This is a genomic window from Rhizomonospora bruguierae, assembly GCF_018397995.1.
GTDB lineage: Bacteria > Actinomycetota > Actinomycetes > Mycobacteriales > Micromonosporaceae > Rhizomonospora > Rhizomonospora bruguierae.
Genome location: NZ_BBQH01000053.1, coordinates 18,326 through 42,146 on the forward strand (window position 1 = coordinate 18,326; position 23,821 = coordinate 42,146).

At 73.1% G+C, this 23,821-nt stretch carries 28 protein-coding genes; 16 read left to right on the top strand and 12 right to left on the bottom strand.

Features of this window, described 5'->3' with window-relative positions; all coding sequences use genetic code 11:
• Nucleotides 1-6: 6 nt before the first annotated feature.
• From cphA to KJS59_RS23660, 3 genes are read right to left on the bottom strand one after another with little or no spacing between them, the layout of a single operon-like run.
• Complete coding sequence (gene cphA / locus KJS59_RS23650; RefSeq protein ID WP_213455168.1) at nucleotides 7-2,667, bottom strand: cyanophycin synthetase; 2,661 nt, start codon at nucleotides 2,665-2,667, stop codon at nucleotides 7-9.
• Complete coding sequence (locus KJS59_RS23655) at nucleotides 2,664-3,518, bottom strand: cyanophycinase (RefSeq protein WP_213455169.1); 855 nt, start codon at nucleotides 3,516-3,518, stop codon at nucleotides 2,664-2,666. Before KJS59_RS23655 ends, cphA begins: the two co-directional genes overlap by 4 nt.
• Before the next feature lie 49 nt (nucleotides 3,519-3,567).
• Nucleotides 3,568-3,774, bottom strand: a complete 207-nt coding sequence (locus tag KJS59_RS23660) for a MerR family DNA-binding protein (protein ID WP_213455170.1) — start codon at nucleotides 3,772-3,774, stop codon at nucleotides 3,568-3,570.
• Here KJS59_RS23660 and KJS59_RS23665 point away from each other — a divergent pair.
• The 4 genes from KJS59_RS23665 (at nucleotide 3,719) to KJS59_RS23680 (ending at nucleotide 6,804) form a co-directional block, all read left to right on the top strand.
• Nucleotides 3,719-4,297, top strand: coding sequence for an SDR family NAD(P)-dependent oxidoreductase (locus tag KJS59_RS23665; RefSeq protein ID WP_213455171.1), 579 nt, complete (start codon nucleotides 3,719-3,721; stop codon nucleotides 4,295-4,297). The genes KJS59_RS23660 and KJS59_RS23665 overlap by 56 nt on opposite strands.
• Complete coding sequence (locus KJS59_RS23670) at nucleotides 4,240-4,542, top strand: SDR family NAD(P)-dependent oxidoreductase (RefSeq protein ID WP_213455172.1); 303 nt, start codon at nucleotides 4,240-4,242, stop codon at nucleotides 4,540-4,542. The genes KJS59_RS23665 and KJS59_RS23670 overlap by 58 nt, the downstream gene beginning before the upstream one ends.
• 149 nt (nucleotides 4,543-4,691) lie before the next feature.
• Complete coding sequence (locus KJS59_RS23675; protein WP_213455173.1) at nucleotides 4,692-5,348, top strand: response regulator transcription factor; 657 nt, start codon at nucleotides 4,692-4,694, stop codon at nucleotides 5,346-5,348.
• A 10-nt stretch (nucleotides 5,349-5,358) separates the two neighbouring features.
• On the top strand, nucleotides 5,359-6,804 hold the full coding sequence (locus KJS59_RS23680) for a sensor histidine kinase (RefSeq protein ID WP_213455174.1): 1,446 nt from the start codon (nucleotides 5,359-5,361) through the stop codon (nucleotides 6,802-6,804).
• On the opposite strand, the gene KJS59_RS23685 is transcribed toward KJS59_RS23680, so the two are convergent.
• The gene (locus KJS59_RS23685) at nucleotides 6,801-7,775 is read right to left on the bottom strand and encodes a TAXI family TRAP transporter solute-binding subunit (protein ID WP_213455193.1); all 975 of its coding nucleotides are present in this window, start codon (nucleotides 7,773-7,775) and stop codon (nucleotides 6,801-6,803) included. The two genes, KJS59_RS23680 and KJS59_RS23685, sit on opposite strands and share 4 nt — an antisense overlap.
• 252 nt (nucleotides 7,776-8,027) lie before the next feature.
• Between KJS59_RS23685 and KJS59_RS23690 the strand changes: the two genes are divergently transcribed.
• Nucleotides 8,028-8,663, top strand: a complete 636-nt coding sequence (locus KJS59_RS23690; protein WP_213455175.1) for a hypothetical protein — start codon at nucleotides 8,028-8,030, stop codon at nucleotides 8,661-8,663.
• A 22-nt stretch (nucleotides 8,664-8,685) separates the two neighbouring features.
• Here the strand turns inward: KJS59_RS23690 and KJS59_RS23695 are convergent, their stop codons facing one another.
• The 3 genes from KJS59_RS23695 to KJS59_RS23705 all read right to left on the bottom strand — a co-directional run bounded on the left by KJS59_RS23695 (nucleotide 8,686) and on the right by KJS59_RS23705 (nucleotide 10,978).
• The gene (locus KJS59_RS23695) at nucleotides 8,686-8,931 is read right to left on the bottom strand and encodes a DUF6458 family protein (RefSeq protein ID WP_213455176.1); all 246 of its coding nucleotides are present in this window, start codon (nucleotides 8,929-8,931) and stop codon (nucleotides 8,686-8,688) included.
• 143 nt (nucleotides 8,932-9,074) lie between these two features.
• On the bottom strand, nucleotides 9,075-10,016 hold the full coding sequence (locus KJS59_RS23700) for an SEC-C metal-binding domain-containing protein (RefSeq protein WP_213455177.1): 942 nt from the start codon (nucleotides 10,014-10,016) through the stop codon (nucleotides 9,075-9,077).
• 92 nt (nucleotides 10,017-10,108) lie between these two features.
• Nucleotides 10,109-10,978, bottom strand: a complete 870-nt coding sequence (locus KJS59_RS23705) for an LPXTG cell wall anchor domain-containing protein (RefSeq protein ID WP_213455178.1) — start codon at nucleotides 10,976-10,978, stop codon at nucleotides 10,109-10,111.
• 217 nt (nucleotides 10,979-11,195) lie between these two features.
• Here KJS59_RS23705 and KJS59_RS23710 point away from each other — a divergent pair, with 217 nt between their 5' ends.
• From KJS59_RS23710 to KJS59_RS23730, 6 genes are all read left to right on the top strand, one after another.
• Nucleotides 11,196-11,735 (top strand): HNH endonuclease, encoded by a 540-nt coding sequence (locus KJS59_RS23710; RefSeq protein WP_213455179.1) that lies wholly within the window; start codon nucleotides 11,196-11,198, stop codon nucleotides 11,733-11,735.
• 210 nt (nucleotides 11,736-11,945) lie between these two features.
• The gene (locus tag KJS59_RS31880) at nucleotides 11,946-12,080 is read left to right on the top strand and encodes a hypothetical protein (protein ID WP_283775866.1); all 135 of its coding nucleotides are present in this window, start codon (nucleotides 11,946-11,948) and stop codon (nucleotides 12,078-12,080) included.
• Between the two features lie 71 nt (nucleotides 12,081-12,151).
• Nucleotides 12,152-12,700: a TlpA family protein disulfide reductase gene (locus tag KJS59_RS23715; protein ID WP_213455180.1), complete on the top strand. Its 549-nt coding sequence runs from the start codon at nucleotides 12,152-12,154 to the stop codon at nucleotides 12,698-12,700.
• On the top strand, nucleotides 12,697-14,637 hold the full coding sequence (locus KJS59_RS23720; RefSeq protein WP_213455181.1) for an ABC transporter ATP-binding protein: 1,941 nt from the start codon (nucleotides 12,697-12,699) through the stop codon (nucleotides 14,635-14,637). Before KJS59_RS23715 ends, KJS59_RS23720 begins: the two co-directional genes overlap by 4 nt.
• A gap of 58 nt (nucleotides 14,638-14,695) precedes the next feature.
• The gene (locus tag KJS59_RS23725) at nucleotides 14,696-14,923 is read left to right on the top strand and encodes a hypothetical protein (protein WP_213455182.1); all 228 of its coding nucleotides are present in this window, start codon (nucleotides 14,696-14,698) and stop codon (nucleotides 14,921-14,923) included.
• Between the two features lie 97 nt (nucleotides 14,924-15,020).
• Entirely contained in the window at nucleotides 15,021-15,494 is a 474-nt protein-coding gene (locus KJS59_RS23730) for a S26 family signal peptidase (protein WP_213455183.1), read from the top strand.
• 24 nt (nucleotides 15,495-15,518) lie between these two features.
• On the opposite strand, the gene KJS59_RS23735 is transcribed toward KJS59_RS23730, so the two are convergent.
• The 3 genes from KJS59_RS23735 to KJS59_RS23745 form a co-directional block, all read right to left on the bottom strand.
• The gene (locus tag KJS59_RS23735; protein WP_213455184.1) at nucleotides 15,519-16,016 is read right to left on the bottom strand and encodes a hypothetical protein; all 498 of its coding nucleotides are present in this window, start codon (nucleotides 16,014-16,016) and stop codon (nucleotides 15,519-15,521) included.
• Nucleotides 16,017-16,088: 72 nt separating this feature from the next.
• On the bottom strand, nucleotides 16,089-16,937 hold the full coding sequence (locus KJS59_RS23740) for a M23 family metallopeptidase (protein ID WP_213455185.1): 849 nt from the start codon (nucleotides 16,935-16,937) through the stop codon (nucleotides 16,089-16,091).
• Nucleotides 16,938-16,999: 62 nt separating this feature from the next.
• Nucleotides 17,000-17,509, bottom strand: a complete 510-nt coding sequence (locus KJS59_RS23745; protein WP_213455186.1) for an ArsR/SmtB family transcription factor — start codon at nucleotides 17,507-17,509, stop codon at nucleotides 17,000-17,002.
• Nucleotides 17,510-17,693: 184 nt separating this feature from the next.
• Between KJS59_RS23745 and KJS59_RS23750 the strand changes: the two genes are divergently transcribed.
• The 5 genes from KJS59_RS23750 to KJS59_RS23775 all read left to right on the top strand — a co-directional run bounded on the left by KJS59_RS23750 (nucleotide 17,694) and on the right by KJS59_RS23775 (nucleotide 22,435).
• Nucleotides 17,694-18,521 (top strand): DUF72 domain-containing protein, encoded by an 828-nt coding sequence (locus KJS59_RS23750; RefSeq protein WP_213455194.1) that lies wholly within the window; start codon nucleotides 17,694-17,696, stop codon nucleotides 18,519-18,521.
• 160 nt (nucleotides 18,522-18,681) lie between these two features.
• Nucleotides 18,682-20,838, top strand: a complete 2,157-nt coding sequence (locus KJS59_RS23760; protein ID WP_249714791.1) for a tetratricopeptide repeat protein — start codon at nucleotides 18,682-18,684, stop codon at nucleotides 20,836-20,838.
• Nucleotides 20,839-20,909: 71 nt separating this feature from the next.
• Nucleotides 20,910-21,251 carry an ArsR/SmtB family transcription factor gene (locus KJS59_RS23765; RefSeq protein WP_213455189.1) on the top strand — a complete coding sequence of 114 codons (342 nt, stop codon included), beginning with the start codon at nucleotides 20,910-20,912 and terminating at the stop codon, nucleotides 21,249-21,251.
• Nucleotides 21,252-21,254: 3 nt separating this feature from the next.
• A complete protein-coding gene (locus tag KJS59_RS23770) occupies nucleotides 21,255-21,770 on the top strand; it encodes an SRPBCC family protein (RefSeq protein ID WP_213455190.1) in 516 nt (171 codons plus the stop codon).
• Nucleotides 21,770-22,435 carry a dihydrofolate reductase family protein gene (locus KJS59_RS23775; RefSeq protein WP_213455191.1) on the top strand — a complete coding sequence of 222 codons (666 nt, stop codon included), beginning with the start codon at nucleotides 21,770-21,772 and terminating at the stop codon, nucleotides 22,433-22,435. The genes KJS59_RS23770 and KJS59_RS23775 overlap by 1 nt, the downstream gene beginning before the upstream one ends.
• Nucleotides 22,436-22,750: 315 nt before the next feature.
• Here KJS59_RS23775 and KJS59_RS23780 read toward each other — a convergent pair whose 3' ends face one another.
• On the bottom strand, nucleotides 22,751-23,536 hold the full coding sequence (locus tag KJS59_RS23780) for an ATP-binding protein (protein ID WP_283775867.1): 786 nt from the start codon (nucleotides 23,534-23,536) through the stop codon (nucleotides 22,751-22,753).
• Complete coding sequence (locus KJS59_RS23785; protein WP_213455192.1) at nucleotides 23,533-23,727, bottom strand: hypothetical protein; 195 nt, start codon at nucleotides 23,725-23,727, stop codon at nucleotides 23,533-23,535. Before KJS59_RS23785 ends, KJS59_RS23780 begins: the two co-directional genes overlap by 4 nt.
• Nucleotides 23,728-23,821: the final 94 nt, after the last annotated feature.

Sequence of the window (23,821 nt, forward strand, 5' to 3'; positions counted from 1 at the left end):
GGTAGGTCAGCCGCGACCGGTACCGGCCAGGGCGGGTGCGGCCACCGGGGTGGCCCGCAGCGAGTCCAGCAGCGACAGGACGTGGTCCACCTTCTCGTACAGCAGCAGGATCACCTCGCCCGCCTCGGCCATGGCCAGCGCCTTGTCCAGGGCGTCGGCGCCGTCCGCCGCCCGCTCGCAGCGGATGCCGGGCCGCCGGTCGGTCAGCGTCCGCTCCAGCAGGCCGGCCATCTCGCCCCGGTCGCGGCCGCGGGCGTCCGCGTCCTCGTAGCACACGACCCGCCCGAACCCGTCCGCCAGGACCCGCGCCGCGTCGGTCACCACGTCGTCGCGGCGGTCGCCGGGCAGGGTCACGGCCGCCAGGCAGTGCTCCGCTCCCCACAGGCCGTGCAGGGTGGCGGTGACCGCCGCGATGGCGGCCGGGTTGTGCGCGTAGTCGACGAACACGTGCCGGTCCCGGTGCCGGAACAGCATGCCCCGGCCGGGGTTGTCCCCGGTCGTGAAGCTCGCCAGCCGCTCCGGCACGGCCTCCCGCGGTAGCCCGAGCGCCCGCGCCGCGGCGATGGCGGCCAGCGCGTTGGCGGCGGCGTAGCCGGCGGGCACGCCCCACGACCCCGGCACGTCGAGGGCGGACAGCAGCGACACCCGGTCATCCCCGGTGGCCTCGATGAGGTGGTTGTCGTCGACCAGGTACGCGGTGCCGCCCCGGCCCAGGTGCTGCCGGATGAGCGGGGCGCGCGGGTCGAGCCCGAACCAGACGAGCCGCTTGCGTGCCGCGCCCACCGCCGCCCGGTCGACCAGCCCCCGGACCAGCGGGTCATCGGCGTTGAGCACCAGCGTGCCGCCGTCGCGGACCCGCTCGGCCACGAGCGCCTTCACGTCCGCGACGTCCTCGACCCGGTCCAGCCCGTCCTGGCCGAGGTGGTCGCCGGTGATGTTGGTGATGACGCCGGCGTCGGTCCAGTCGTAGCCCAGTCCCCGCCGCAGGATCCCGCCCCGCGCCGTCTCGAGCACGGCCGCCTCCACCGTCGGGTCGGTCAGCACCACCCGGGCCGACGCGGGACCGGTGGCGTCGCCGCGCTGTACCAGCCGGCCGTCGATCGACACGCCCTCGGTGGTGGTGAGGCCGACGCGCAGCCCCGAGCCGGCCAGCAGGTGCGCGGTCAGCCGGGCGACGGTGGTCTTGCCGTTGGTCCCGGTCACGGCGACGGTCGGGACGCGCCCGTCGCCGCCGCCGGGGAACAGCGAATCCACGATCGCCTCGCCGACCGGTCGCGCCGGGCCGTCGCTGGGTGCCAGGTGCATGCGCAGGCCGGGTCCGGCGTTGACCTCGATGATCCCGCCGTCCGCGCCGGTGTCGGGCGGCGGCTCGGCGATGTCAAGCAGGCGCAGGTCCACGCCGGCGATGTCGAGGCCGACAACCGACGCCGCCCGCCCGCACAGGTGCGCCACCTCCGGGTGCATCCGGTCGGTCACGTCGGCGGCCGTGCCGCCGGTGGAGAGGTTGGCGTTGCGCCGCAGCCAGATCGTCTGCCCGGCACCGGGCACCGACTCGGGCGCGCAGCCCTGCTGCGCCAGCAGCTCCACCGCGGGCCCGTCGAGGCTGAGCCGGGTCAGCACGTTGGCGTGCCCGTCGCCGCGCCGGGGGTCGGCGTTCTCCCGCTCGACCAGCCCGGCGACCGGCGTCCTGCCGTCGCCCACGACGTGGGCGGGCAGCCGCTCGGTCGCCGCGATCGGCCGGCCGCCGACGACCAGCACCCGGTAGTCCCGCCCCGGCACCTGCCGCTCGATGACCACGTCGCCGCCGGCCGCGGCGAAGGCGTCCGCCACCGCCTCGGCGGCGTCCAGGTCGAGGTAGACGTGCTGGCCCTGCCGGCCGTCGCGGGGCTTGAGCACGACCGGCGACCCGAGCCGGGCGAACAGCGCGAGCGCGTCCGCCAGGCTCGTCGCGGCGCCACCCGAGGTGACGGGGAGCCCCGCCTCGGTCAGCACCTGGCGGGTCAGCTCCTTGTCCTGGGCGATCTCGACGCCGATGACGCTGGTCCGGTCCGTCATCGCTGACCAGACCAGCCGGCGGCGGCTGCCGTGCCCCAGGTGCAGCAGGCTGAGCGGGCCCGTGCGCTCGACCGGGATCCCCCGCCGCCGGGCGGCGTCGATGATGGACTGCGTGCTCGGCCCCGGCGCGTCCCGGGCGTACCGGTCGCGCAGCTCCGCCAGGGCCGCCGCGAAACCGGGCTCCGCGCCGCCGATCACCCGGGCCACCACGTCGATCGCCAGGTCCAGCAGCCGGCCCGGCACCTCGGACTCCGGCGGCTCGTCCACCGGGCACTCGACGATCACCCGGTACCGCCCCGGCTCGCCGGCCTCCTCGGTCCGGCCGAAGTTCACCTCGCGCCCCATGAGCTGCGACAGCTCGATGGTCACGTGCTCCGCGACGTGGCCGAAGTAGGTGCCCTCGTCCAGCCGCGCCACGAACCCGCCCGGTACCCCGGCCGCGCAGTGGTGGGCGGCCAGGCCCGGCAACGCGTCCAGCAGTCGGCCGGCGAAGCCGGGGTGGTCGCCGGTGGTGGCATTGGCCAGGTCGTCCAGGTGCACCTCGGCGACGAGCACCGGGCGGCTGAGGTAGACGTTGGGTCCGCGCAGGGCCCGGGTGTCCACGACCCTCACGTCTGCTCCTCCCGCTCCTCGGTGCCGCCGGCCGCCGACACCACCACGGGACGCCGGCCGGTCAGCTCGAACGTGTAGCCGGACGGCAGGACGTGCAACCGGACGTCGGTCAGCGCGATCAGGCCCGCGGGGTCGACGTCGTCGTCCGGTACCCGGATCACCTCGGACGGGCCGGCGTCGACCACCGTCACCGAGCCGCTGCCGAGCACCTCGAAGTGGTCGTCCCGGACCAGGATCGCGGTGTCCTCGTCGATGCCCAGGCCGAGCTGGTGCGGGAACAGGGCCACGGCGCTGAGCAGCCGGTCCAGCCGGCCCCGCTCCCAGAAGTGCATGTCGATGAGGACGCCCGGCAGGAACTCCATGCCCGGGCCGGTGCGCACGCTCGTGGTGCTGACGCTATGCTCGTCGCCGCCGAGCACCATCGTGCTCGACATCATCGCGGCGCCGGCGCTGGTGCCGGCCAGCACGAGGTCGTCCCGGCGCAGCCGGTGGTGCAGCAGCGCGTCCACCCGGGTCCCGCCCAGCACCGTCGCGATCCGCAACTGGTCGCCGCCGGTGAAGAACACCCCGGTCGCCCGGTTCACCGCCGACGCGGCCTCGTCGCCGTTGGCCTGCACCCGGTTCTCCAGGCGCAGCGGGCGCACCTCGCCGGCGCCGAGCCCGGCGAGCGCCCGCACGTACGCGTCCTCGAGCCGCTCCGGCTGCTCGCTCGCGGTCGCGATCACGACGAGGCGGGCCGCGCGCCCGCCGGCCAGGTCCACGAACCGGCGCAGGATGGCCTCACCGCCCTCTCCCCTCCGCTCGGCGCCGCCCACCACCAGCAGGCAGCCCTTCGCGTCGCCCCGACTCACCACTGCGCCATTACCCGCACCGGGCCGGCCAATCCCGCAACCGCCGCCCTTACCAGGGTTCGCCCGAGCCGCCCGCCGCGAGGTGCCGCTCGTAGCTGGTCACCTTGGCGTCGACGAGGTCGAGGCAGTCCCGCAGCCGCGCGATCTGTTCGGTGACCCGGCGCCGGTGCTCGCGCAGGACCGCCAGCCGCTCCCGCTCGTTGCCGCCGCCCTCGCGGACGAGCCGGGCCAGCCGGGCGATCTCGGCCAGCGGCATCCCGGACGCCCGGACCGCCCTGGTCACAGGCGGCTACTCCGGCCTGGGCCTGGCCGCCACCCGCGCGCTGGTCCGCGCCGGCGCCCGGGTCGACGCCCTGGACCTGGCCGACCTCGACTCCGTCCGGGCGTTCGCCGACCGGTTCCGGGCCGGCCACGCCACCCTCGACCTCCTGATCGCCAACGCCGGGGTCATGGCCTGCCCGGAGACCCGGGTGGGGCCGGGCTGGGAGGCCCAGTTCGCCACCAACCACCTCGGCCACTACGCGCTGGCGAACCTCGTGTGGCCCGCCCTCACGGCCGCGGGCGGGGCCCGGGTCGTCGCCGTCTCCTCCGGGTACCGCCCGGACCGGCGCATCCGCTGGGACGACGTGCACTTCGCCTCCGGCTACGACAAGTGGGCCGCCTACGCCCAGTCCAAGCTGGCGAACATCCTGTTCGCCCAGCACCTGGTGCGGCGCGCGGCGTGCGGGCCTTCTCGGTCGATCCGGGCTGGATCCGCACCCCGCTCCAGCGGCACCTGACGGCGGACGAGATGGTCGCGGCCGGCTGGATCGACGCCGCGGGCATCCCGGCGCCCGGCCTGTTCAAGACGCCCGAGCAGGGCGCCGCGACCCTGGCCTGGGCCGCCGCCTCACCCCAGCTCGACGGGCGCGGCGGCGAGTACTGCGCGGACTGCCGCGTCTGCGCGGCCGGCCCGCCGCGCGATGGCGAAGCGGCCCGCCTGTGGGCGCTCTCCGCCGACCTGACCGGCCTGGATCTCGACTGAGCTGGCCGTTCGGGTGGAGCGGGCCGGTCGCGCGGTCACACCCGGATCGCCCTATCGGCCCGCTACCCGGACTTTGTCTGATTGTCCCCCGGGGCGTCCATCGGACAGACTCTCGGGAAACCCTTGTTGTCGATCCGGGAGAGTCGCGGGTGCGGGTGCTTCTCATCGAGGACAACCTGCGGGTCGCTTCGGCGCTGTCCACCGCCCTGCGCCGCCGCGGCCACTCCGTCACCCAGGCGACGACGGCGGCGGAGGCGATCGAGGCCGGCCCGGTCGACCTCGTCCTGCTCGACCTGAACCTGCCCGACCGGGACGGCCTGGACGTGTGCCGGCAGATCCGCCGGCACGACAAGCACGTGGCGATCATCGCGGTGACCGCCCGCGGCGAGGAGCGGGACCGGGTCGCCGGGCTCCGGGCCGGCGCCGACGACTACGTGGTCAAGCCGTTCTCGATGGCCGAGTTGCAGGCCCGGATCGAGGCCGTGATGCGCCGGGCGGCCCGCGCCCCGCGCAACGAGGAGACCCTCGCGGCGGGCCCGCTGCGCATCGAGGTCAACGCCCGGCGGGTCTGGCTGGCCGACCGGGAGGTCAGCCTGACCCGCAAGGAGTTCGACCTGCTGATGGCGCTGGCCCGGCAGACGGGCGCGGTCGTGCCCCGGGACCGGCTGCTGCTGGACATCTGGCAGACCACCTGGGCCGCCGGCCACACGCTCGAGGTGCACGTCGCGTCCCTGCGCGCCAAGCTCAACGACCCCGGCCTGGTGCAGACCGTGCGCGGCGTCGGCTACCGGCTGCGGGTGGGGTAGCCGGCCCGCCATGCGGCAACGACTGGCCGCCATCTACGTCCTGCTGCTCCTGCTGGTGCTCGCCGCGCTGGAGGTGCCGCTGGCGATCTCGCTCGCGAACCGGGACACCGAACGCATGACGGTCGACCGGCTGGCCGACGCCAGCCGGTTCGCCACCCTGGCCGAGCCGGCCCTGCGCACCGGGGACACCGCCGACATCCGCGGCGAACTGCTGCGCTACGACGAGCTGTACGACATCGCCGCGATCGTCATCGACGTGGACCGGCACGCGGTACTCACCTCCCGGCCGGACTTCGACCCGCTGCGCGAGGGCGCGGGGCCACAGGTCCCGCGGGCCATCGAGCGGGCGCTCGCCGGGGAGCAGGTCGGCGGCGAGGGCACCGTCTGGCCGTGGGGGAACCGGACGCTGGTGGTCGCCAGCCCGGTCGGCAGCGGCGGGGAAGTGCTCGGGGCCGTCGTCACGGTCTCGCCCACGGACCGGCTGCGCGCCGCGGTCCGGGTCAGCTGGCTCAAGCTGCTCGCCGTCGGGATGCTCGCGGTGGTCGCCGGCATCGCGGTCGCGTCCATCCTGGCCCGGTGGACGCTCAAGCCGGTCGTAGAACTGGACGCCACCGTGCACCGGATCACCGCCGGCAACTACGGCGCCCGGGTGCCGCCCGGTCTCGGCCCGCCCGAGCTGCAACGGTTGACGGTCGCGTTCAACGAGATGGCGGACACCGTCACCGACGCCCTGGAGCGACAACGCGCCTTCGTCGCGCAGGCCAGCCACCAGTTGCGCAACCCGCTGACCGCGCTGCGGCTGCGGGTCGAGGATCTGGGCGAGGAACTGACCAGCCAGGCGGCGGCGCAGGAGCACCGGCTGGCGCTGGAGGAGACCGAACGGCTGGGCGACGTGCTGGACGGGCTGCTGGCCCTGGCCCGCACCGAGCGGGGCCAGCACCGGCTGGCGGTGGTGGACGCCAGCGCGACGGTTGCCGCCCGGGTCGCGGCCTGGCAGCCGCTCGCGGCCCAGCGGCGGATCGGGCTGGCCGCCGACCCCGCCCCGCCGGTGTGGGTCCGCGTCGTGACCACCGGGCTCGACCAGGCGCTGGACGCGCTGATCGACAACGCGCTGAAGTTCGCCGACGCGGGTGCCCGGGTGCGGGTGTCGGTGCGGCCCGCCGACGGCGGCGCGGACGTGCACGTCATCGACGACGGCCCCGGCCTGAGCGACGAGCGGCGGGCCCGGGCACCGGAGCGGTTCTGGCGGGCACCGACCAGCCAGAACGTCGAGGGCGCCGGCCTCGGCCTGCCGATCGTCGCGGCGCTGATGGAGGCGTCCGGCGGCCGGCTGGACCTGCTGCCGGTCCGGCCGCACGGGCTGGACGCGCGCCTCTGGCTGCCCGCCGCCAAGCCACCCGCCGCCAAGCCACCCGCCGCCGAGCCGCCCGCCCCGGTCGGGGACCCGCCCGCCTAGATTTTGCTTTCCCGGTAGTAGCGGGCGGCGCCGGGGTGCAGCGGCAGGGGGTACGTGCTGATCGCCACCCGGCGGTTGAGCCGCTGCGCGGCCGGGTGCGCCCGGCCCAGCAGGTCCCGGTGCTCGATCAGCAGCCTGGTCAGCGCGAACGCCTGCCCCTCGGGCATCGTCGCGGGTACCACGAGGTAGTTCGGTATCGCGACGGTGGCCACCCGCTCGATGCCGTAGACCGAGGCGGGCACCTCCCGCGTGACGTAGGACTCGCCGTACGCCGCGCGTAGCCCGGTCACCCAGTGGCCCAGGTCCACCAGCCGGATCGGCAGGTCGGCGGCGAGCCGGGAGACCGCCGCCACCGGCAGGCCGCCGGAGAAGAAGAACGCGTCGATGCTGCCCTCCCGCAGGGCGGCGGTGGCCGGCTCCAGGTCGAGCGGGCGCAGGGTGAAGTCGTCCGGGGCCATCCCCGCCACGCGCAGCAGCCGCCGGGCGGTCACCTCGGTGCCCGAGCCCGCCGGGCCCAGCGACACCCGGGCGCCCCGCAGGTCGCCCAGTTGCGTCACGCCGCCGTTGACGCGCACCACCAGGTGCAGGTAGTCGTCGTACAGGCGGGCCACGGCGGCCAGCGGCAGCGGGCTGCCGGCCCGGTAGGCGGCGGCGACATCCGCCTGGATGAACCCGACCTCGGCGCCGCCGCCGGTCAGCAGGCGGGCGTTCTCGGCCGAGGCCGCGGTGACCAGCACCTCGGGCGCCACCCCCGGCAGGTCCGCGCGGATCAGGTTCGCGATGGCCTGCCCGTACGCGTAGTAAACGGCGCCGGGGCTGCCGGTGGCGATCCGCAGCCGGGCCTGCGAGGCATCCCCCGGCGGGCCGGACACCGGGTGGTTCGCCAGCAGGACGGCCACCAGGCCGGCGGCCGCAAGGAACCGGGCCGGGACGCGCCACCGCCGGCGACCCGCCCGCCCCACCTTGTGCATACCCGTCACGCCCGCCTCCCGACCTGCCGGTGCCGGCACCGTTCGTGGCCAAGCATGGCGGTTCCCGCAAGTTTCCCTCAAGCGGTGGTCGCGGCGGCGGCAGCGGCCGGTGCGGCGGGTCACCCTGACAACCGGATGCCGCCCGCTCCGCTCGCGGCACCCGAGGCGATCGAAAGGGACAGAGGTCCAGCAGGCAGCGGTCGAGGGAAGGAAGCGGACGATGAGCGTGCCACCGGCGAAGGTGGGGCGGGCGTGACCCAGGTACTGCCGGTCCGGGCGGCGTCGGCGCCGCCGGACTTCCATCACCAGGTCACCGCCGCGTTCGAGGCCACCATGCTGATGAGGTGCGCCCAGCCGGGGACCGGCCGGGGCGGCCCCACCCGCGCACCCCAGGTCCACCGCCCCGCCGGGGTGCTGGTCGAATTCAGCCGGCACGAGGCCGCCGACCGCCTGGTGGCCCTGCTGCACCGGCTCGGCTGCCCCGCCACGCCCCGGGTCGCCCGCACCGGAATCCGCGAGCAACGCCCCATCTACCAGATCTCACTCGCCCCGGACGACCAGGCGGCGCTCGTACCGGTCCTGCACGACAGCTGGCGGACCGGGCTCGCGCTGCTGTCCGACCCGCCGGGCCGCTACCTCGCGCCGCGCCGGCGGCGGCACCGCGACGACCTGGCGGCGGCGGCCTGGCGGGCCGCGGTGCTGGCCGCCGGCTCCCAGCGGCGGCAGGGCAAACGGGGCTTCTACATCGCGGACAACGACACCATGGCGGTGCTGGTCCGGGCCGGGCGGGTGCTGCACCTGACGGTGACCGCGCAGCGGCGGGCCGGCTGCCACCTGGTGCGGATCGGCGAGCCGGAGCCGGCCGGACGCGCCGCGAGTCTCAGGTGATCCGCGGGATCAGCGCCGGGGCTCACAGGGGCGGGCCGTCGCGGCGTTCCTCAATGGTCTGGTCGACCGTCCGGTAGTCGCCCGGGCGGTTCGTCACCGCCGTGCGGCGCCGCCCCCAGATCAGCGCCGTCATGATGAGCCCCAGAGCGCCGACGGCCATCAGGATCCAGCCCACGATGTCGAGGTTGATGCCACCGACGGTGACGTTGAGCGCGAAGGTGAGGATCGCACCGACCGCGATCAGGAAAATGCTCGCACCGATACCCATGACAGACCTCCTTCGGCGGGGGGCGCGCCTGTCGTCCTGCCAATACCCCGATCGCCGGCGACCCAACCCGCCAGCCCGCCGCGCCGAAATGAGCGCCAGGAGATCCGGGCGGACGTTCCGCCGGATGACCGCCTCCGGTGCGATCAGGACACCGACCGGGGATCGCCGCAGCACTTCTTGTATTTCCGGGCCGAACCGCACCAGCAGGACTCGTTCCGCCCCGGCGGCCACACCAGCCGTCGGCCCTGCTCTTTCGCCCGCTCGGCATACGCGAGGCGGACCCCCTCCTCCGCCGGGTCGCCCCCTTCGGTCTCCAGGTAGGCGGCGAACCCATCGGCCGAGCCGAGAACCAGCGTGACCTTCGTCAGTCCGTGCTCCTCGCACACGTCCCGCAGCCGCCGCTCCACCTGCTGATGATGGTCCGTCTCGACGCGAAACACCGACGGCCACCGGGCGGCGGCACGCTCCCGCTCCGCGCGCTGCCACACCAGCATGGTGGTCGCATCCGCGGACAGCGGGGGCCGGACGATGCTCACGGTGCGTTCCAGCCGCCGGACGAAGTCGACGCGGTTCCGGTCGGCGACCTCCGCGACCCGGTCCCACCGGTCCACCGGCAGCCCCAAGCGGCGCCGGCAGGCCTGCCGGCCGAAGAACAGCGGCGCGTGTATCGACGGCGCGGCGCCGGACGTACCGGTGGCCGCCACCTCATCGTCGCCCAGTGCGCCGATACCCCGATCGAACCACCGCAGCGCGGCCTCGTCATCACCCCGCTCGGCCAGCAACTCGGCGACCAATCCGGCGACGCCAGCATCCGCGGCGTCTTCGAGCGCGCGTAGGTGCTCCCACGCCTGCGCATCCCGGCCCTGCTCGAAGCACATCTCGGCCCAGTTGTACCGGGCGTAGCCCGCGTCGTCGCCCCCGGCCGAGATCACCTCGCGCCACAGCGCGACGGCGCGCTCCGGCTCACCGGCCCGCTTCCACTCCTCGGCCGCCTCCAGGAAAATCTCGCCACGGTCCTCCGGATACGTCACGGCTTCCCGTTCGAGTTCGGCGGCTCGTTCGCGTGCGGTCGATGCCTCTGACACGAGGGGCAACCCTACACCGGGCGCCTCGCCGGGTGCCCGCCGACAGTGGCAGTCGGCGGGCACCCGGCAGTTGCCGTTGTCCGGACCGCCGGTCAGGCGATGAAGCGGGTGCGGCGCCGGCGGGTGATGATGATTCCGGCCGCGCCGGCCGCGAGCAGCAGGCCGCCGATGCCGGCGATCAGCGCGGTCGAGCTACCGGTGAGCGGCAGGGTGCCGCCGCCGCCCTGACCACCGTCCCCACCGCCCGGCACCGCGTTCACGACGAGCTTCGCGGTGTCATTGGCCGGATTGGTGTCCGCGGTGAAGCCTTCACACTCGCACTTGGCGTTGATGGTCACCTCGCCGGTGGCGTTGGGTAGGACCTTGTCGATCCGGAACCCGATCCGCACGGTCTGCTCCTCGCCGACGGCGATGTACGTGCCCGGGTAGCAGCGGTACACCTCGGCACCCGGCTTACCGGCATGCCTCCAGTCCCCCTGGTCCCCCTCCAGCGGCATGCAGTCCTCCGGAACCGCCACGGCGGTGGTGCCCGGCGGAACGGTGACATCGATCTTCGTGATCACCGAATCGCTACGGCCGAAGTCGAGCGACGCCGGGCCGTTGTTGCGGACGCCGATGGTGGCGGTAACCACCTCGCCCGCCTTTCCGGTGAGCGCGTCCCCGATCGCGGCGAGATCGGCGCCGTTCTTGCCGGTGACCTTGACCGTCACTTTCGACCAGTTGTTCATCGGGTTGACGTCGGCCTGGAGGGAACGCGCCTTGGCCGCCGACTGCTTGGCGAGCACCAGTGGCCCGTCGGTACCCGGCTTGCCGATGGAGACGCCCTGGCTGTCCAGGTAGCCGACGAAGCCGTCGAACTCGGCGGGGGTCATCCAGTTGTAGTAGGCGTATGCCGCCCCGGGGGCGTAGGCGTCCTTGCCGAGCACGTGCGGCACCGACGCGGCGAGGGTCTCGCCCGACACCACCGTGTCCAGCCGGGTATCCGCAAACCGGCTGGGCTGTCCGCCGCGCTCACCATCCGGACCACATTCACCCCCGACGGTGGTGAGGCGCCGTACGAGGACCGGGTCGCCGCCGACGGAAGCGTGTACTACAAGTGGCGCGGCACGGACCCCGACCACGCCGACAACCAGGCGCTGCGCGAGGCCATGCGCCGCGCCGCTGGCCTACTTCGTTCCCGTGGCTCGCGGCGTCTACCAGGCGCTCTATCCGGTGTATCTGGTGCAGGAGGATCGGGAACGGCACGAGTTCGCGGTGGACCTCGGCGCCGAGCCGCCCGTGGCCGCGGATGGTGCCGCGGTGGACCGCCGCTACGCACGGCGCCTCACCCTGCACCGCCTGCACCAAGCCATCTTCCGGCCGAAGGTGCTCCGGGCCTACGAGTCCCGCTGCGCGCTGTGCCGCCTCCGGCACGCTCCCCTGCTGGATGCCGCTCATATCCTTCCGGACCATCACCGCCGGGGAGAGCCCGTCGTACCGAACGGCCTGGCGATGTGCAAGATCCACCACGCCGCCTATGACGCCAACATCATCGGCATCCGGCCCGACCGGGTCGTCGAGGTCCGCGAGGACATCCTGATCGAGATCGACGGACCGATGCTGCGACACGGGTTGCAGGCGATGCACGAGTCCGCGATCTTCGTGCCACGCTCCCACCGGGACCGGCCGGACCCGACGCGGCTCGAGGAGCGGTACGCGGAGTTCCGCGCCGCCGCCTGATCGCAGGTCGCTGAGGCAGGGCTGCGGATCGACGACCGCCACCGAGGCGGGCGCCGGTTGCCGGCTCGGGGGTGCGCGGAAGCCGGCCGCGACGGGGCAGCACAACGGACTCCCGTCATTTATGATCATGCCGGCTCCGGGATCGCGGCTCGATGGCGTGGTACCGGAACTTTGCGTATGCAACGAGCGTCGGCTGATTCGGGGGAGGCCGTGCGGTACGTCCTGGGCGCCTGCCGCGCCCGCTCGCTGGCCGTCCCGGCCGCGGTCCCGTTCGCGCCGGCGTTGGCCGTTGCGCCACTCGTCGTCGTCACTATGTCCATTGTGGTCGCTTCGTGGCCGGCGTGATCGGGAGCGGGTTACTGCTGTTCGTCGGCCTCACGTCCCGCGTGCGGCCATCGGAAACAAGGAGTCTCTAGATGGTCTACCTCGCGGCCGCCGTGGTCGTCGTCGGATTGCTGTGCCTGCTGAACCTTCTCCTGGCCTTCGGGATCATCCGCCGGCTCCGGGAGCACACCAAGCTCCTCGGCAACCTGCCGCAGCAGGCGAGCCCGGTCAATGTCGCGGTCGGCGAGGCGCCGAAGGACTTCACGGCCACGACCACCACCGGGCAGACGGTGTCCCCCTCGGGGTTCACCGGGCCGGTGCTCATCGGGTTCTTCTCGCCGGGCTGCGAGCCATGCGCCATCGAACTGCCCCGCTTCGTCGAGTACGCGCAGGCGCTGCCCGGGGTGGACGTGCTGGCCGTCATCGACGGCAGCGCGGGCGAGGCGACCGAGTACGTCGAGCGGCTCACGCCGGTCGCGCAGGTCGTGCTGGAGGGGCCGGACGGGGCGATGAAGTCCGCGTTCAAGCTGGCCGCGTACCCGACGATCTACCTTCTCGGCGCGGACGGCACGGTGGCCGCGGGCGGCACGACGATGAGCGCCATCGGGCCCGTGCCGACGGTGGACGCCGCCGCGGCATGACCGGCGGCAGCGGCCCACACGGCGGGGGCGCCGATCCGTACCCGGCGGGCGCCGGGTCGCCGAGGCGGCTCGTGGAGGCGGCCCGGGCCCTGACCGCGATCGCCTGGCGCTCCGCCCGCTGGCACCTGGCGGCCTACGTACTGATGATGGTCGCGGCGGCCATGGTGCCGGTCGCCGCGGCCTGGCTGACCAAGCTGATCATCGACGGGTTGACCGGCGCGCCGGACGGCACCGCGACGACGACACGCCTGGTGGGACTGGCCGTCGCCCTCGCCGGCGCGGGAGTGGCCACGGCGGTGCTACCGGCCGGCTCCAGCTACCTGGGTGGCGAGATCGGCCGGCGCCTCGTGGTACTGACCACCGAGCGGCTGTTCGCTTCGGTCGCCCGGCTGCCCGGGCTGCGGCCGTTCGAGGACCCGCGGTTCCTGGACCGGCTGCGACTGGCCCAGCAGGGCAGCACGGCCGCCGGCAGCACGGTGACCGACATGTTCAGCGCGGCCCGCGCCTCGCTCACCCTGGTCGGGTTCGTCGGCGCCCTGCTGGTCATCAGCCCGGCGCTGACGGCGATCGTGGTGCTGACGGCCGTGCCCGCCCTCGTGATCCACCTGCGCGAGTCACGGTGGCGCGCCGGGATGCTGTGGCGACTCAGCCCGCTCGAGCGCTGGCAGTTCATGTACAGCGACCTGCTGGCCAACGTGAACGCGGCCAAGGAGATCCGGCTCTTCGGCAGCGGCGGGTTCCTCCGGGACCGGATGATGGGTCAACTGCGTGGCGCGACGGCGCTGCGGCGCCGGATGGACCGCCGGGCGCTGGTCATCGAGGGCCTGCTGGCGACGATCGGCGCCGCGGTCGCCGGCGGCGGGCTGATCTGGGCCATCAGCGCCGCCGTGTCGGGACGGCTGACCGCCGGGGACGTCACCCTGCTGGTCAGCGCGGTCGCCGCCACCCAGGGAGCGCTCGGGTCGCTGGTGATCGCGGTCGCCGCCGCCCACCACGGGGCGCTCCAGTTCGGACACTACCTGTCGGTGGTGCGGGCCGGGCCCGACCTGCCGCTCGCCGCCACGCCCGCCAGCCTTCCACCGCTGCGGCACGGGATCGAGTTCCGCGACGTGTGGTTCCGCTACAGCGCGGAACACCCCTGGGTACTCAAGGGGGTCGACCTGGTGATCCCGGCCGGCCGGGCGGTGGGGCTGGTCGGCCTGAACGGGGCGGGCAAGAGCACGCTGGTGAAGCTGCTCTGCCGGTTCTACGACCCGGACCGCGGCGCCATCCTCTGGGACGGTGTCGACCTGCGCGACGTGCGCCCGGAGGAGTTGCGCAGCCGCGTCAGCGGGGTCTTCCAGGACTACATGGCCTATGACCTGTCCGCCCGCGACAACATCGGAATCGGCGATGCCGGCAGCGGCGGCGCCGGTCACGACGACCTCGACCGGCTGCGCGCCGCGGCCGCCCTGGCCCGGATGGACGACACGCTCAGCGCGCTCCCCCGCGGCTACGACACCCTGCTGACCCGGATGTTCCTCGGCGAGCAGGGCGGCGAGGACGAGGCCGGGTCGACCACCGGGGTGGTCCTCTCCGGCGGGCAGTGGCAGCGGATCGCGCTGGCCCGGGCGTTCTTCCGGGCCGGCCGGGACCTGATGATTCTCGACGAGCCGAGCGCCGGTCTGGACCCGGACGCCGAGGCCGACCTGCACCGGCAGACCCGCCGCTATCGGTCCGGGCGGACCAGTCTCCTGATCTCCCACCGGCTCAACACCGTCCGCGACGCGGACCTGCTGGTCGTGCTGCGCGACGGCGCCGTGGTCGAGCGGGGCAGCCACGACGACCTCATCGCCACCGGCGGTGACTACGCCCGCCTGTTCCACCGCCAAGCGGACGGCTACCGCGACCGTACGGAGCGGGAAGCCAGCCACGACGACACCTCGGCGCAGCGGTAGGCCGGCCGGCGCCGTCACGACTGTCCCTGTCCCGTCGAGCATCGAAGGAGGTGAAAGGATGTCAAAGATCGCAAGGATGGCCGACCGGCTGCTGGAGCGTTTCGTTCCGCAGCGGACCGCGGCCGCGGCGACCTGCACCACCTGGTACGCGTGGAGCATGTGCTATTGCAAGGGCGGGCTCCGCTACTCGCGGCGCTGCACCTGGTGCGACCCGTTCTACTGCTGCAACCCGATGGCACTGGGCTGCCCGCAGGACACCGGGTGCATTGTGGTTGGCACCTGCTAACCGGTCTGCGGCGGGTGTCCGGACACCCGCCGCAGCCCCCTCCGTACGATCAACCGGCCACCCCGGTGCGGCGCGTGTGCCGGTGGCAGGAGGTCCCATGGCGCTACTACTGACAGCCCTGCCGATCGCGGTGGTCGGCGCCGCGCTGTGGTGGGCACGGCGGTACCTGGTGCGGGTGACCGTCGAGGGCCAGAGCATGCGACCGACCCTCAACCAGGGCGATGTTGTGCTCGTTCGGCGCACGACGGGCCGTGGTCTGCGGCCCGGCCGGCTCGTCATCGCGCTGCCGCAGGGCCCCTCCGACGGGGCCACCGGCCCGGTCCAGGTGGCGGGTCAGCATTGGCTGGTGAAGCGGGTCGCCGCCCTGCGACCGGACGACGGGCCGGGCCTCGGCGACGAGGGCCTGCGCGGGACGCTGGCGCCGGGCACCGCCTACCTGCTGGGCGACAACCCGCAGGCCAGCTACGATTCGCGCGCCGCCGGCCCGTTCCCGATCGACCGGCTGGTCGGCGTGGTACTCTGCCGGCTCCGCGAGGCGCCCAGCGACCTGCCCGAGCACAAAGCCGGGTGACCACAGCCGCGCCGCGACACCCCGTCAGAAGGTGACGGTGACGCCGGCCGCCTTGCAGGCGGCGGCGAGGTCCTTGCCGGCCTTCTCGAAGGCGGGGTTGTCGGCGGCCTCGGCCGGGTCCGCGGCCGCGGCGGCCTTGGCGGCCTCCACACCGAACTGATTCATGGCGGTGACCACCTTGCCGTCGACCCCGGTGGCGGCCACCGTGGTCACCTTCTCGGTCAGCTCGGTCAGGATCTTCCTGAACAGGGCCGGCGACGGGTCCTTGCCGGCCTTCAGGGCGGCGACGAGCGCCGCCTTCATCTCGTCCCCCGCCTTCTTCGCCGACTGGCAGAGTTCCTTGTCGCTCGCGCCGCGGGCGGTTTGCGCCGCGGCCGACGAGGGCGGCGCGGACGGGGCGGGGAGGGGCGCCGAGACGGACGGCGCGGCCTGCTCCGTGATCGTGCCCTCTTCGGTGCAGGCGGCGAGCGGCATCAGGGCGGCACAGATCAGTACGGCGGTGGCAACGCGAGAACTCTTCACGAGCGCGGACCATAGCCAACGCCCCTATCTTGATCAAATCCAGAGCGGTGGCTCGGATCTCGCGGGCGGCCCCTACGCACCCGTCGCCGGCCGGCGCTCGGTCAGTCCCTCGTCGCCCTCGTCGCCCTGGTCGCTCTGGTCGCTCTCGTCGATCGCGAAGACGTCACCGTTGCGGGGCACGCCGAGCCCTCGCCAGGTGAACGGGATCCCGCGGGCCACGTCCAGATCCGGGCTGTCCATCAACTGGAAGTGCACGTGCGGCTCGCTGGAGTTGCCCGTGTTGCCGCAGCGGGCCAGCAGCTGGCCGGGTCGTACCCGGTCACCCTCGCGGACGGCCAGCGACCCGCGCTGGAGGTGGGCGTACAGGGCGTACGTGCCGTCGCCGAGGTCGAGGATGACGCGGTTGCCAACGACCAGGCCCGGGCCGGCCATGTCGCGGAGCAGTCCCTCGACGATCAGGTAGAACAGCGCCGGGAACGAGTTGCGGCTGAGGTGGTCGCGGTGGCGGTCGACCGCGCGGACGACGGTGGCGTGGGCGACGGCCCAGACCGGGGAACCGAAGGCCGGGAAGTCACGGTTGCCGCGCACGATGGGCCACCACCCGAAGCGCGGCCTGGCCCGGTCCTCCGGCTCCGCCACGATGTCGATGGCGTAAGTCTGCCCGTATCCGTGCGTGCCGTGGCTGGGCACCCGGTCAGCGGGGCTGTGCAGGGCGGACCAACGGCCGCCGACGGGCGGGTCGACCTCAACGGCGCCCCGGGTGCCCCGCCGCAATTGCAGGGCGAGCCGCCGGTTCACCACGGCCTGCAGGACGATCGCCAGTCCCAGCGGGATCAACCCCCACAGCCAGGAGAAGTCCACGAAAAAGCCGGCCACCAGTTGCGCGATGAACGCGATCCAGCACCAGCGATACGCAATCATGAGCGTCTTCTGCACAGGTAACCCCCGCGCGGGTCGTGTTGGTCGGTATCGGGTGGGTCGGTTCAGGGCCGGGCCGCCGCCAGTACCACCAGCAGCGGGATCACCCGGCCGGGCGGAACCTCGTAGCGGCCCCGGCCGCCGGTGCGCAACCAGCCGGCGGCGGTCAACTGGCGCAGATGGTGGTAGATCTGACCGGTCGTGCCGACCCCTTCGACGGCGGCGAGATCCGCGACCGTACGGCACCCGCGGAGGATCTCGCGGAGCAGTCGCATCCGTACGGGTTGGCCCAGCGCCGCCAGGGATTCAGCGGCATCCGACCAGTCCTCGTCGAGGAGCGTCTCCGCCACCTGGCCGTACTGCCACTCGTACCGCTCGTTCGTGGGCAGCCGGACCGCCCCGGTGAACAGCACACCGCCAGCGGCGACCTCGCCCTCGGCCAGCTTCGCCTTCAACCCCTCCAGCGCCCAGAAGTCGGAATCGGTCGGCTCCGGGGCCGAGCGCGCCGCGCTGTCCGCCCTCTCGAGCACCGCGAGGCGACGTTCGACGTCCGCAAGGCGTTCGGCAAGATCCATGCCCAGATACTACGTAACTACGTAACTATTTAACAACTCCTGCTCCGGCCGCCGCCCGGCCGGTGGAGACCGAACCCGGGCGCCGGCCGCCCCGGGCCCGGCGAAAATCGCGGGCACTACCGTTGGCGCCGCTGGCGAAACACGGAGAAGGGGCGTAGCCATGCGCCTGCATGTCGGATGCGCGATGTGGACGCTCAAGTCCTGGCAGGGGCGGTTCCTCCCGCACGCGCTGCCGCCCAGCGAGCGTCTGCGCTCCTACGCCGGGTGGTGCAACGCGGTCGAGGGCAACACGACGTTCTATGCCACGCCGGAGCGAGCGACCGTGGCATCGTGGGCACGGCAGATCGACCCCGACTTCCGGTTCGTGGTCAAGCTGCCGAAGCTCATCACGCACGAGCGCCGCCTCACCGACGTCGACGAGGAGGTCCGTGGCTTCCTACACGCGATCGAGCCGCTCGGCCCGCGGGCCCACGCCCTCTGGATCCAGCTGCCCCCATCGTTCGCGCCCTCCGACGTCCCCGCGCTCGCCCGCTTCCTGCGCCGCCTCCCCGGCACGTACCGGTACGCCGTGGAGGTCCGCCACCACGCCTTCTTCGACGACCCCCGGTCGGCAGACCTGCTCGAAAAGGTGCTCGCCGGCATGGCCGCCGAGTGGGTTCCCTTCGACACGACCGCCTTCTTCCGAAGCCCTCCCACCAGCGACGCGGAGCGGGACGCGTGGACCAAGAAGCCGCGCGCGCCGCTGCGTACGCTCGCGCTGACCGACCGGCCCGTCGTCCGCTACCTCGGCCGCGACAACCCCGAACGGACGGTCGAGGGATGGCGGCACTGGGTCGACGCCACCGTCGACTGGCTGCGCGAAGGCCGCTCGCCGACCGTCTTCATCCACACACCGGACAACGCCGATGCGCCGATGCTCGCCCGCCGCTTCCACGACGACGTACGAGCGCGCCTACCCGACCTGGAGCCGTTACCCGAGCCCGAGCCGATCGAACCCCTGACGCTCTTCTGATCCGCGTTCTCGCCGGCTTCCCGGTTGTGCGGCGAGGCGGCAAAGTGGACGCGTGACGGGCAGGTTGCGGCCGCCAGGCGGACGCGTTGGCCGCCTATCAGCGCCTGTACCGAGCGTTGGCCGACGAGTTGGGGTGCAGCCCGGCCCCGCGGTTCAGCAGGTGCACCGGCGGATTCTGGCCGGTGAGCTGCCGCTCGACGAACCCGTCCGGCCGGCCCCGCCCGCACCGCGGCAGCTTCCCGCCGGAGCCGGATCGTTCACCGGCCGGGCGGACATCCTCGCCCGCATGAACGGCTTCGTCTCCGATACCACCAAGGCGGCCGACCTGGTCATCCTGGCCATCGCGGGGCCTGCCGGAGTGGGCAAGACCGCCCTTACCCTGCATTGGGCGCACCGGGCGGTGGACCGCTTCGGCGACGGGCAGCTCTACGCGGACCTGCGCGGGTTCGATCTCGCCAACCCGCCGATCGCACCGGGCGAGGTCCTGAACGGCTTCTTGTCCGCGTTGGGGGTGTCGCCGGCCCGGATACCGACGGATCCGGAGGTCCTGAACGGCTTCTTGTCCGCGTTGGGGGTGTCGCCGGCCCGGATACCGACGGATCCGCAGGCGCAGGCGGCGCTGTATCGGAGCCGGCTGGCCGGGCGGCGGATGCTCATCGTGCTGGACAACAGCCGTGACGCCGATCAGGTCCGACCGCTGCTTCCCGGTACGCCCGGCTGCGTCGTCGTGGTCACCAGCCGCAACGAGCCGACCGGGCTCGTCGCGTACGACGGGGCGCAGCTGCTCACGCTGGATGTGATGCCGCCGGACGAGGCGCACCAACTGCTGTCCCGCCGCCTCGGCCGGGCCCGGGCCGCGGCCGAACCGCGGGCCGTCGCCGAGATCATCGACCGATGTGGACGGCTGCCGCTCGCGCTCGGCATCGTCGCGGCCAGGGCGGCCGCCCGCCCCGCCTTCCCGCTGGCGGCGCTCGCCGCCGAACTGGCTGAACCACCGCACCGCCTGGACGCGCTGGCCGGCGGCGACCTGGCGACCGACCTGCGCGCGGTGTTCGCCTGTTCCTACCGGACGCTCACCGCCCGGGCGGCGCGGATGTTCCGGCTGCTCGGCCTCCATCCGGGTCCGGAGGTGTCGACTGCGGCGGCCGCGAGCATCGCCGGAGTCACCGCGGCGCAGGCCCGGGTGGCGCTGGCCGAGCTGTCCCGCCTGCACCTGCTGACCGAGAACACCCAGGCCCGGTACGCGTTCCACGACCTGCTTCGCGCGTACGCGATGGAGCTCGTCGAGGCCGAGGAGCGGGCGCCGGAGCGTGCGGACGCGACCGGGCGGATGTTCGACCACTACCTGCACAGCGCGCTGACGGCGAGTCATCAGCTCAATCCGCATCGCCCCCACCCACCGAGGCCACAACCGGGGGGATCCGAACGGCCGGTCGGCGTGACACCCGAGAATCCCGGCGACACCGGGCAGGCGCTGGCCTGGTTGGCGACCGAGCGCCAGGTGTTGAAGGCCGCCCTGAGCGCGGCGGTGGACGCCGGGCTGGACGAGCACGCGGTCCAGCTCGCGTGGGCGCTCGGCGGCTACCTTCCCCGCAGCGGACGGCTGAACGAATGGGCCGAGACCAGGCTCGTGGCGTTGCGCGCCGTCGAACGCCTCGGCGACCGCCTCGAACTCGCCTGGGCGCACCGCGGCTTGGCCCGGGCCTACCGCGAACTCGGTCGCTTCGAGGACGCGCATGAGCACCTGTGCCAGGCGCTGGCGCTGTTCATCGAGTTCGGCGACCGGGCCGGCGAGGCGCACGGGCACCTTTCGCTGGGGCAGATCTACGAGATGCGGGGCGACCTCGCGCCGGCGCACACACAGGCGCTCCGGGCCCTCGCCATCTTCCGTGGCATTGCCGACGTGAACGGCGAGGCCATCGCGTTGAACGCGGTCGGCTGGTGCCAAGCCCGGCTGGGTGAACCCGACGCGGGGCTGGTGACGTGCGAGGAGGCGCTGACACTGCAACAGAGGACAGGCGATCGCTACGGCAAGGCCTCGACCCTGGACAGCCTCAGCGTCATTCACGAGCAGCTGGGTGACCCGGTGCGGGCGATCGACCGCTGCCGCCGGGCGCTTTCCCTGCACCGGGAGGGCGGCGACCGGCTCTGCGAGGCGGAGACGCTCGTCCAACTCTCCCGGAGCCAGCGCACGCTCGGCGACGTCGACGCGGCGGCCCGATCCCTGGAGGAGGCCGTGACGATCCTGGACGACCTCGACCGGCCGGAGGCCGACGACGCCCGGCTCGCGTTGCGGGAGCTGCGCACCCGCCGGTGACGCCTGCCCGAGACCGGGCGGCGGCGGGCTCCCGGCTTGACGTATTCCGTTATGGGAATACGATGGCTGCCGTGGCACGAGCAGCGACGACGTCGGACGCGTTCAACGCGATCGCCGAGCCGCAGCGCCGGGACATCCTGGCGCTGCTGCGGGCGGGTGAGCGGCCGGTGACCGACCTGGCCCAGGAGTTGGGGATGAGCCAGCCGCGGGCGTCCAAGCACCTGCGGGTGCTCCGGGAGGTGGGGCTGGTGCGGGTCCGCGGGGCGGGCAAGCAGCGCCTCTACGGCCTGGATGCCCGCGGGCTGCGGCCGATCCACGAGTGGGTCGGCGGATTCGAGCGGTTCTGGAACGAGAGTTTCGACCGGCTGGACACCTACGTGCGGGACCTCAAGCAGACACGGCAGGAGGAATGACCGATGGCAGAGGCAAGGCAGGAAACGCGGACGAAGCCGGCGACGGCCGACCGGGAGATCGTGATCTCCCGGGTCATCGACGCCCCACGGGAGCTGGTGTTCGAGGCGTTCACCGAGGTCCGGCACCTGTCGCGGTGGTGGGGTCCGGAGGGGTTCACGACCACCACACGGTCCTTCGAGTTCCGCGAGGGCGGAGTCTGGGACTTCGTGATGCACGGGCCGGACGGCACCGACTACTCCGAGTGGATCACCTGGACCGAGATCGTCCCACCGGAGCGGATCGCGCTGCTGCACGGTGAGTCCCGCGACGACCCGAACGCCTTCGAGTCGACCCTGGCCTTCGCGCCGCACGGCACCGCGACCCGGATCGTGATGCGCACGGTCTTCCCCACCAAACAACTGCGCGACCAGGCCGTGCAGCAGTACCACGCGATCGAGGGCGGCGAGCAGACGCTGAGCAACCTGGCGGCCTACGTCACCGAAATCGCCCCGAAGAAGGAAGAGGGGGAGGACCGCTGATGGCCGGGAAGGTGTTCTTCAGCGTGTCGATGTCGCTGGACGGCTACAGCGCGCCCGAGTCAATGGAAGGCATTCTCGCCACGCCCGAGCAACGGGAGCAGGACCCGAGACTGGACCGCTGGATAGCACAGTGGACGGAACTACAGGCGTGGATCTTCCCGCAGCGGTTCTTCCGGGAGAACCTCCACCTGGGCGAAGGCGGCGAGGAAGGGCGCGACAACGACATCGCCCGGGAGACGTTCGAGCGCACCGGCGCGAGCGTCATGGGCAAGCGCATGTTCGACCTCGGCGAGCAGGCATGGCCGGAGGAGGCCCCCTTCCACACCCCCGTGTTCGTCGTCACGCACCAGCAGCGCGACCCCTGGGAACGGCCGGGCGGGACCACGTTCCACTTCGTGAACGACGGCATCCACAGCGCGCTGGGCCAGGCCCGCGAGGCCGCCGGCGACCGGGACGTCCGCATCGCCGGCGGCAGCGAGACGATCCTGCAGCACCTGAACGCCGGCCTGGTCGACGAGTTCTCGATCGCGCTCTCACCGGTGCTTTTCGGCGCCGGCACCCGCCTGTTCGACGGCGTGGACGCCTCCAGAATCGCGCTGGAGCCGATCCGTTCGGAGCCGTCGTCGCGGGTGACGCACCTGACCTACAGGGTGCGCCCACGGTAGCCGTGCCACCCTGCCGACCCGAGTTCCTGGAGGTCTGGCCTCACCGCGACTCCCCGCCTGGCCGGATCGTGCCGCGAGCCAGCCCGTCGGCGGTGAGCTGGACCAGGTCCGCACCGAGCGACGCGGCCTGCCGCAGCGCCGTCTCGAACGCGTCCAGCCGCTGGAACGCCTCCCCGTGCGTCCGCTGCTCGTCGAGGGGCAGCCGTCCATCGCCCGGTGGCAGCGACCGACCAACCGCTTCGGCTGTGGGCGATCGAGTAATTCCCCCGGGCTGCGATCACGCAGTTCCCCCGGTGCTGGCCCTGTGGGATGACGCTACTTCGCTACTTCGGGTTCTTGGTGGCCTGGGGGACGGCGCGCCCAGGGTGTTTGTTTGGCCGGTAGCTGGGGCCGTTCATGAAGACCTGGTGGCTGGTGTTGATGAGCCGGTCGAGCAGGGACTCGGCGACGACCGGGTTGGGAAACAGCGGATACCAGTCGGGTGGGTTGCGGTTGGGACGTGGTGATCAGCGATCGGTCGGCCTGGGCTCGCTCGGAGATCAGTTCGTAGAGGTCGTCGGCCTGCTGCGGGGTGTGCTCGCGCATCGCGAAGTTATCCAGGATCAGTAGGTGGGGTCGGGTGAGTTCGGCGAGGCGTTTGGGCCAGGTGCGGTCGGCGTGGCCGCCGGCGAGGTGGGCCAGGACGCGGCTGGTCTTGTTGAAGCGGACCTCGGCGCCTTGGCGGATGGCGAGGTGCCCGAGGGCTTGCGCCACATGGGTTTTGCCAACGCCGACCGGGCCGTGCAGCAGGACCGACTCGCCGCTGTGGAGCCAGCGCAGGGCGGCGAGGTCGCGGATCTGTGCGGTGGGCAGTTTCGGGCTGGCGGCGAAGTCGAAGCCTTCCAGGGTGGTCTGCTCGTCGAAGTGGGCGCGGCGCAGCCTGCGGTGCATGGACATGGTCTCCCGGCGGGTGATCTCGTCCTGGCAGAGGACTTGCAGGAAGTCCAGGTGTCCGAGCTGGCCGGCGTGGGCCTGGGTGAGGCGGGCGTCGAGGGTTTCCAGCATGCCGGACAGCTTCAGCGTGCGGAGGCTGGCGTGCAGGGCGGCGTCGATGACGGTCACGATTGCTCCTGGTAGATGAGAGTGAACAGAGCCTGTTGCAGGCGCAGCAGGTCGGCGCCGCAGGTCAGCGGTGGGTAGCCGTGGCGGGCCAGCACGGCGGCGACGTCGAGGGCCAGCCCGACGGTGAACCGGCTGTCGCTGCTGCCGCGGCCGGGTCGGCTGATCGGGTAGGCGGGCGCAGTGGTGTGCATCAGGCCGCCCCTTCGTCGTCGCGGGCCGGCAGCGGGAAGACGTTGTCGAACTGGGGGTCGAACAGGGCGGCGGGGCCGTGTAGGTGGGCGCCGG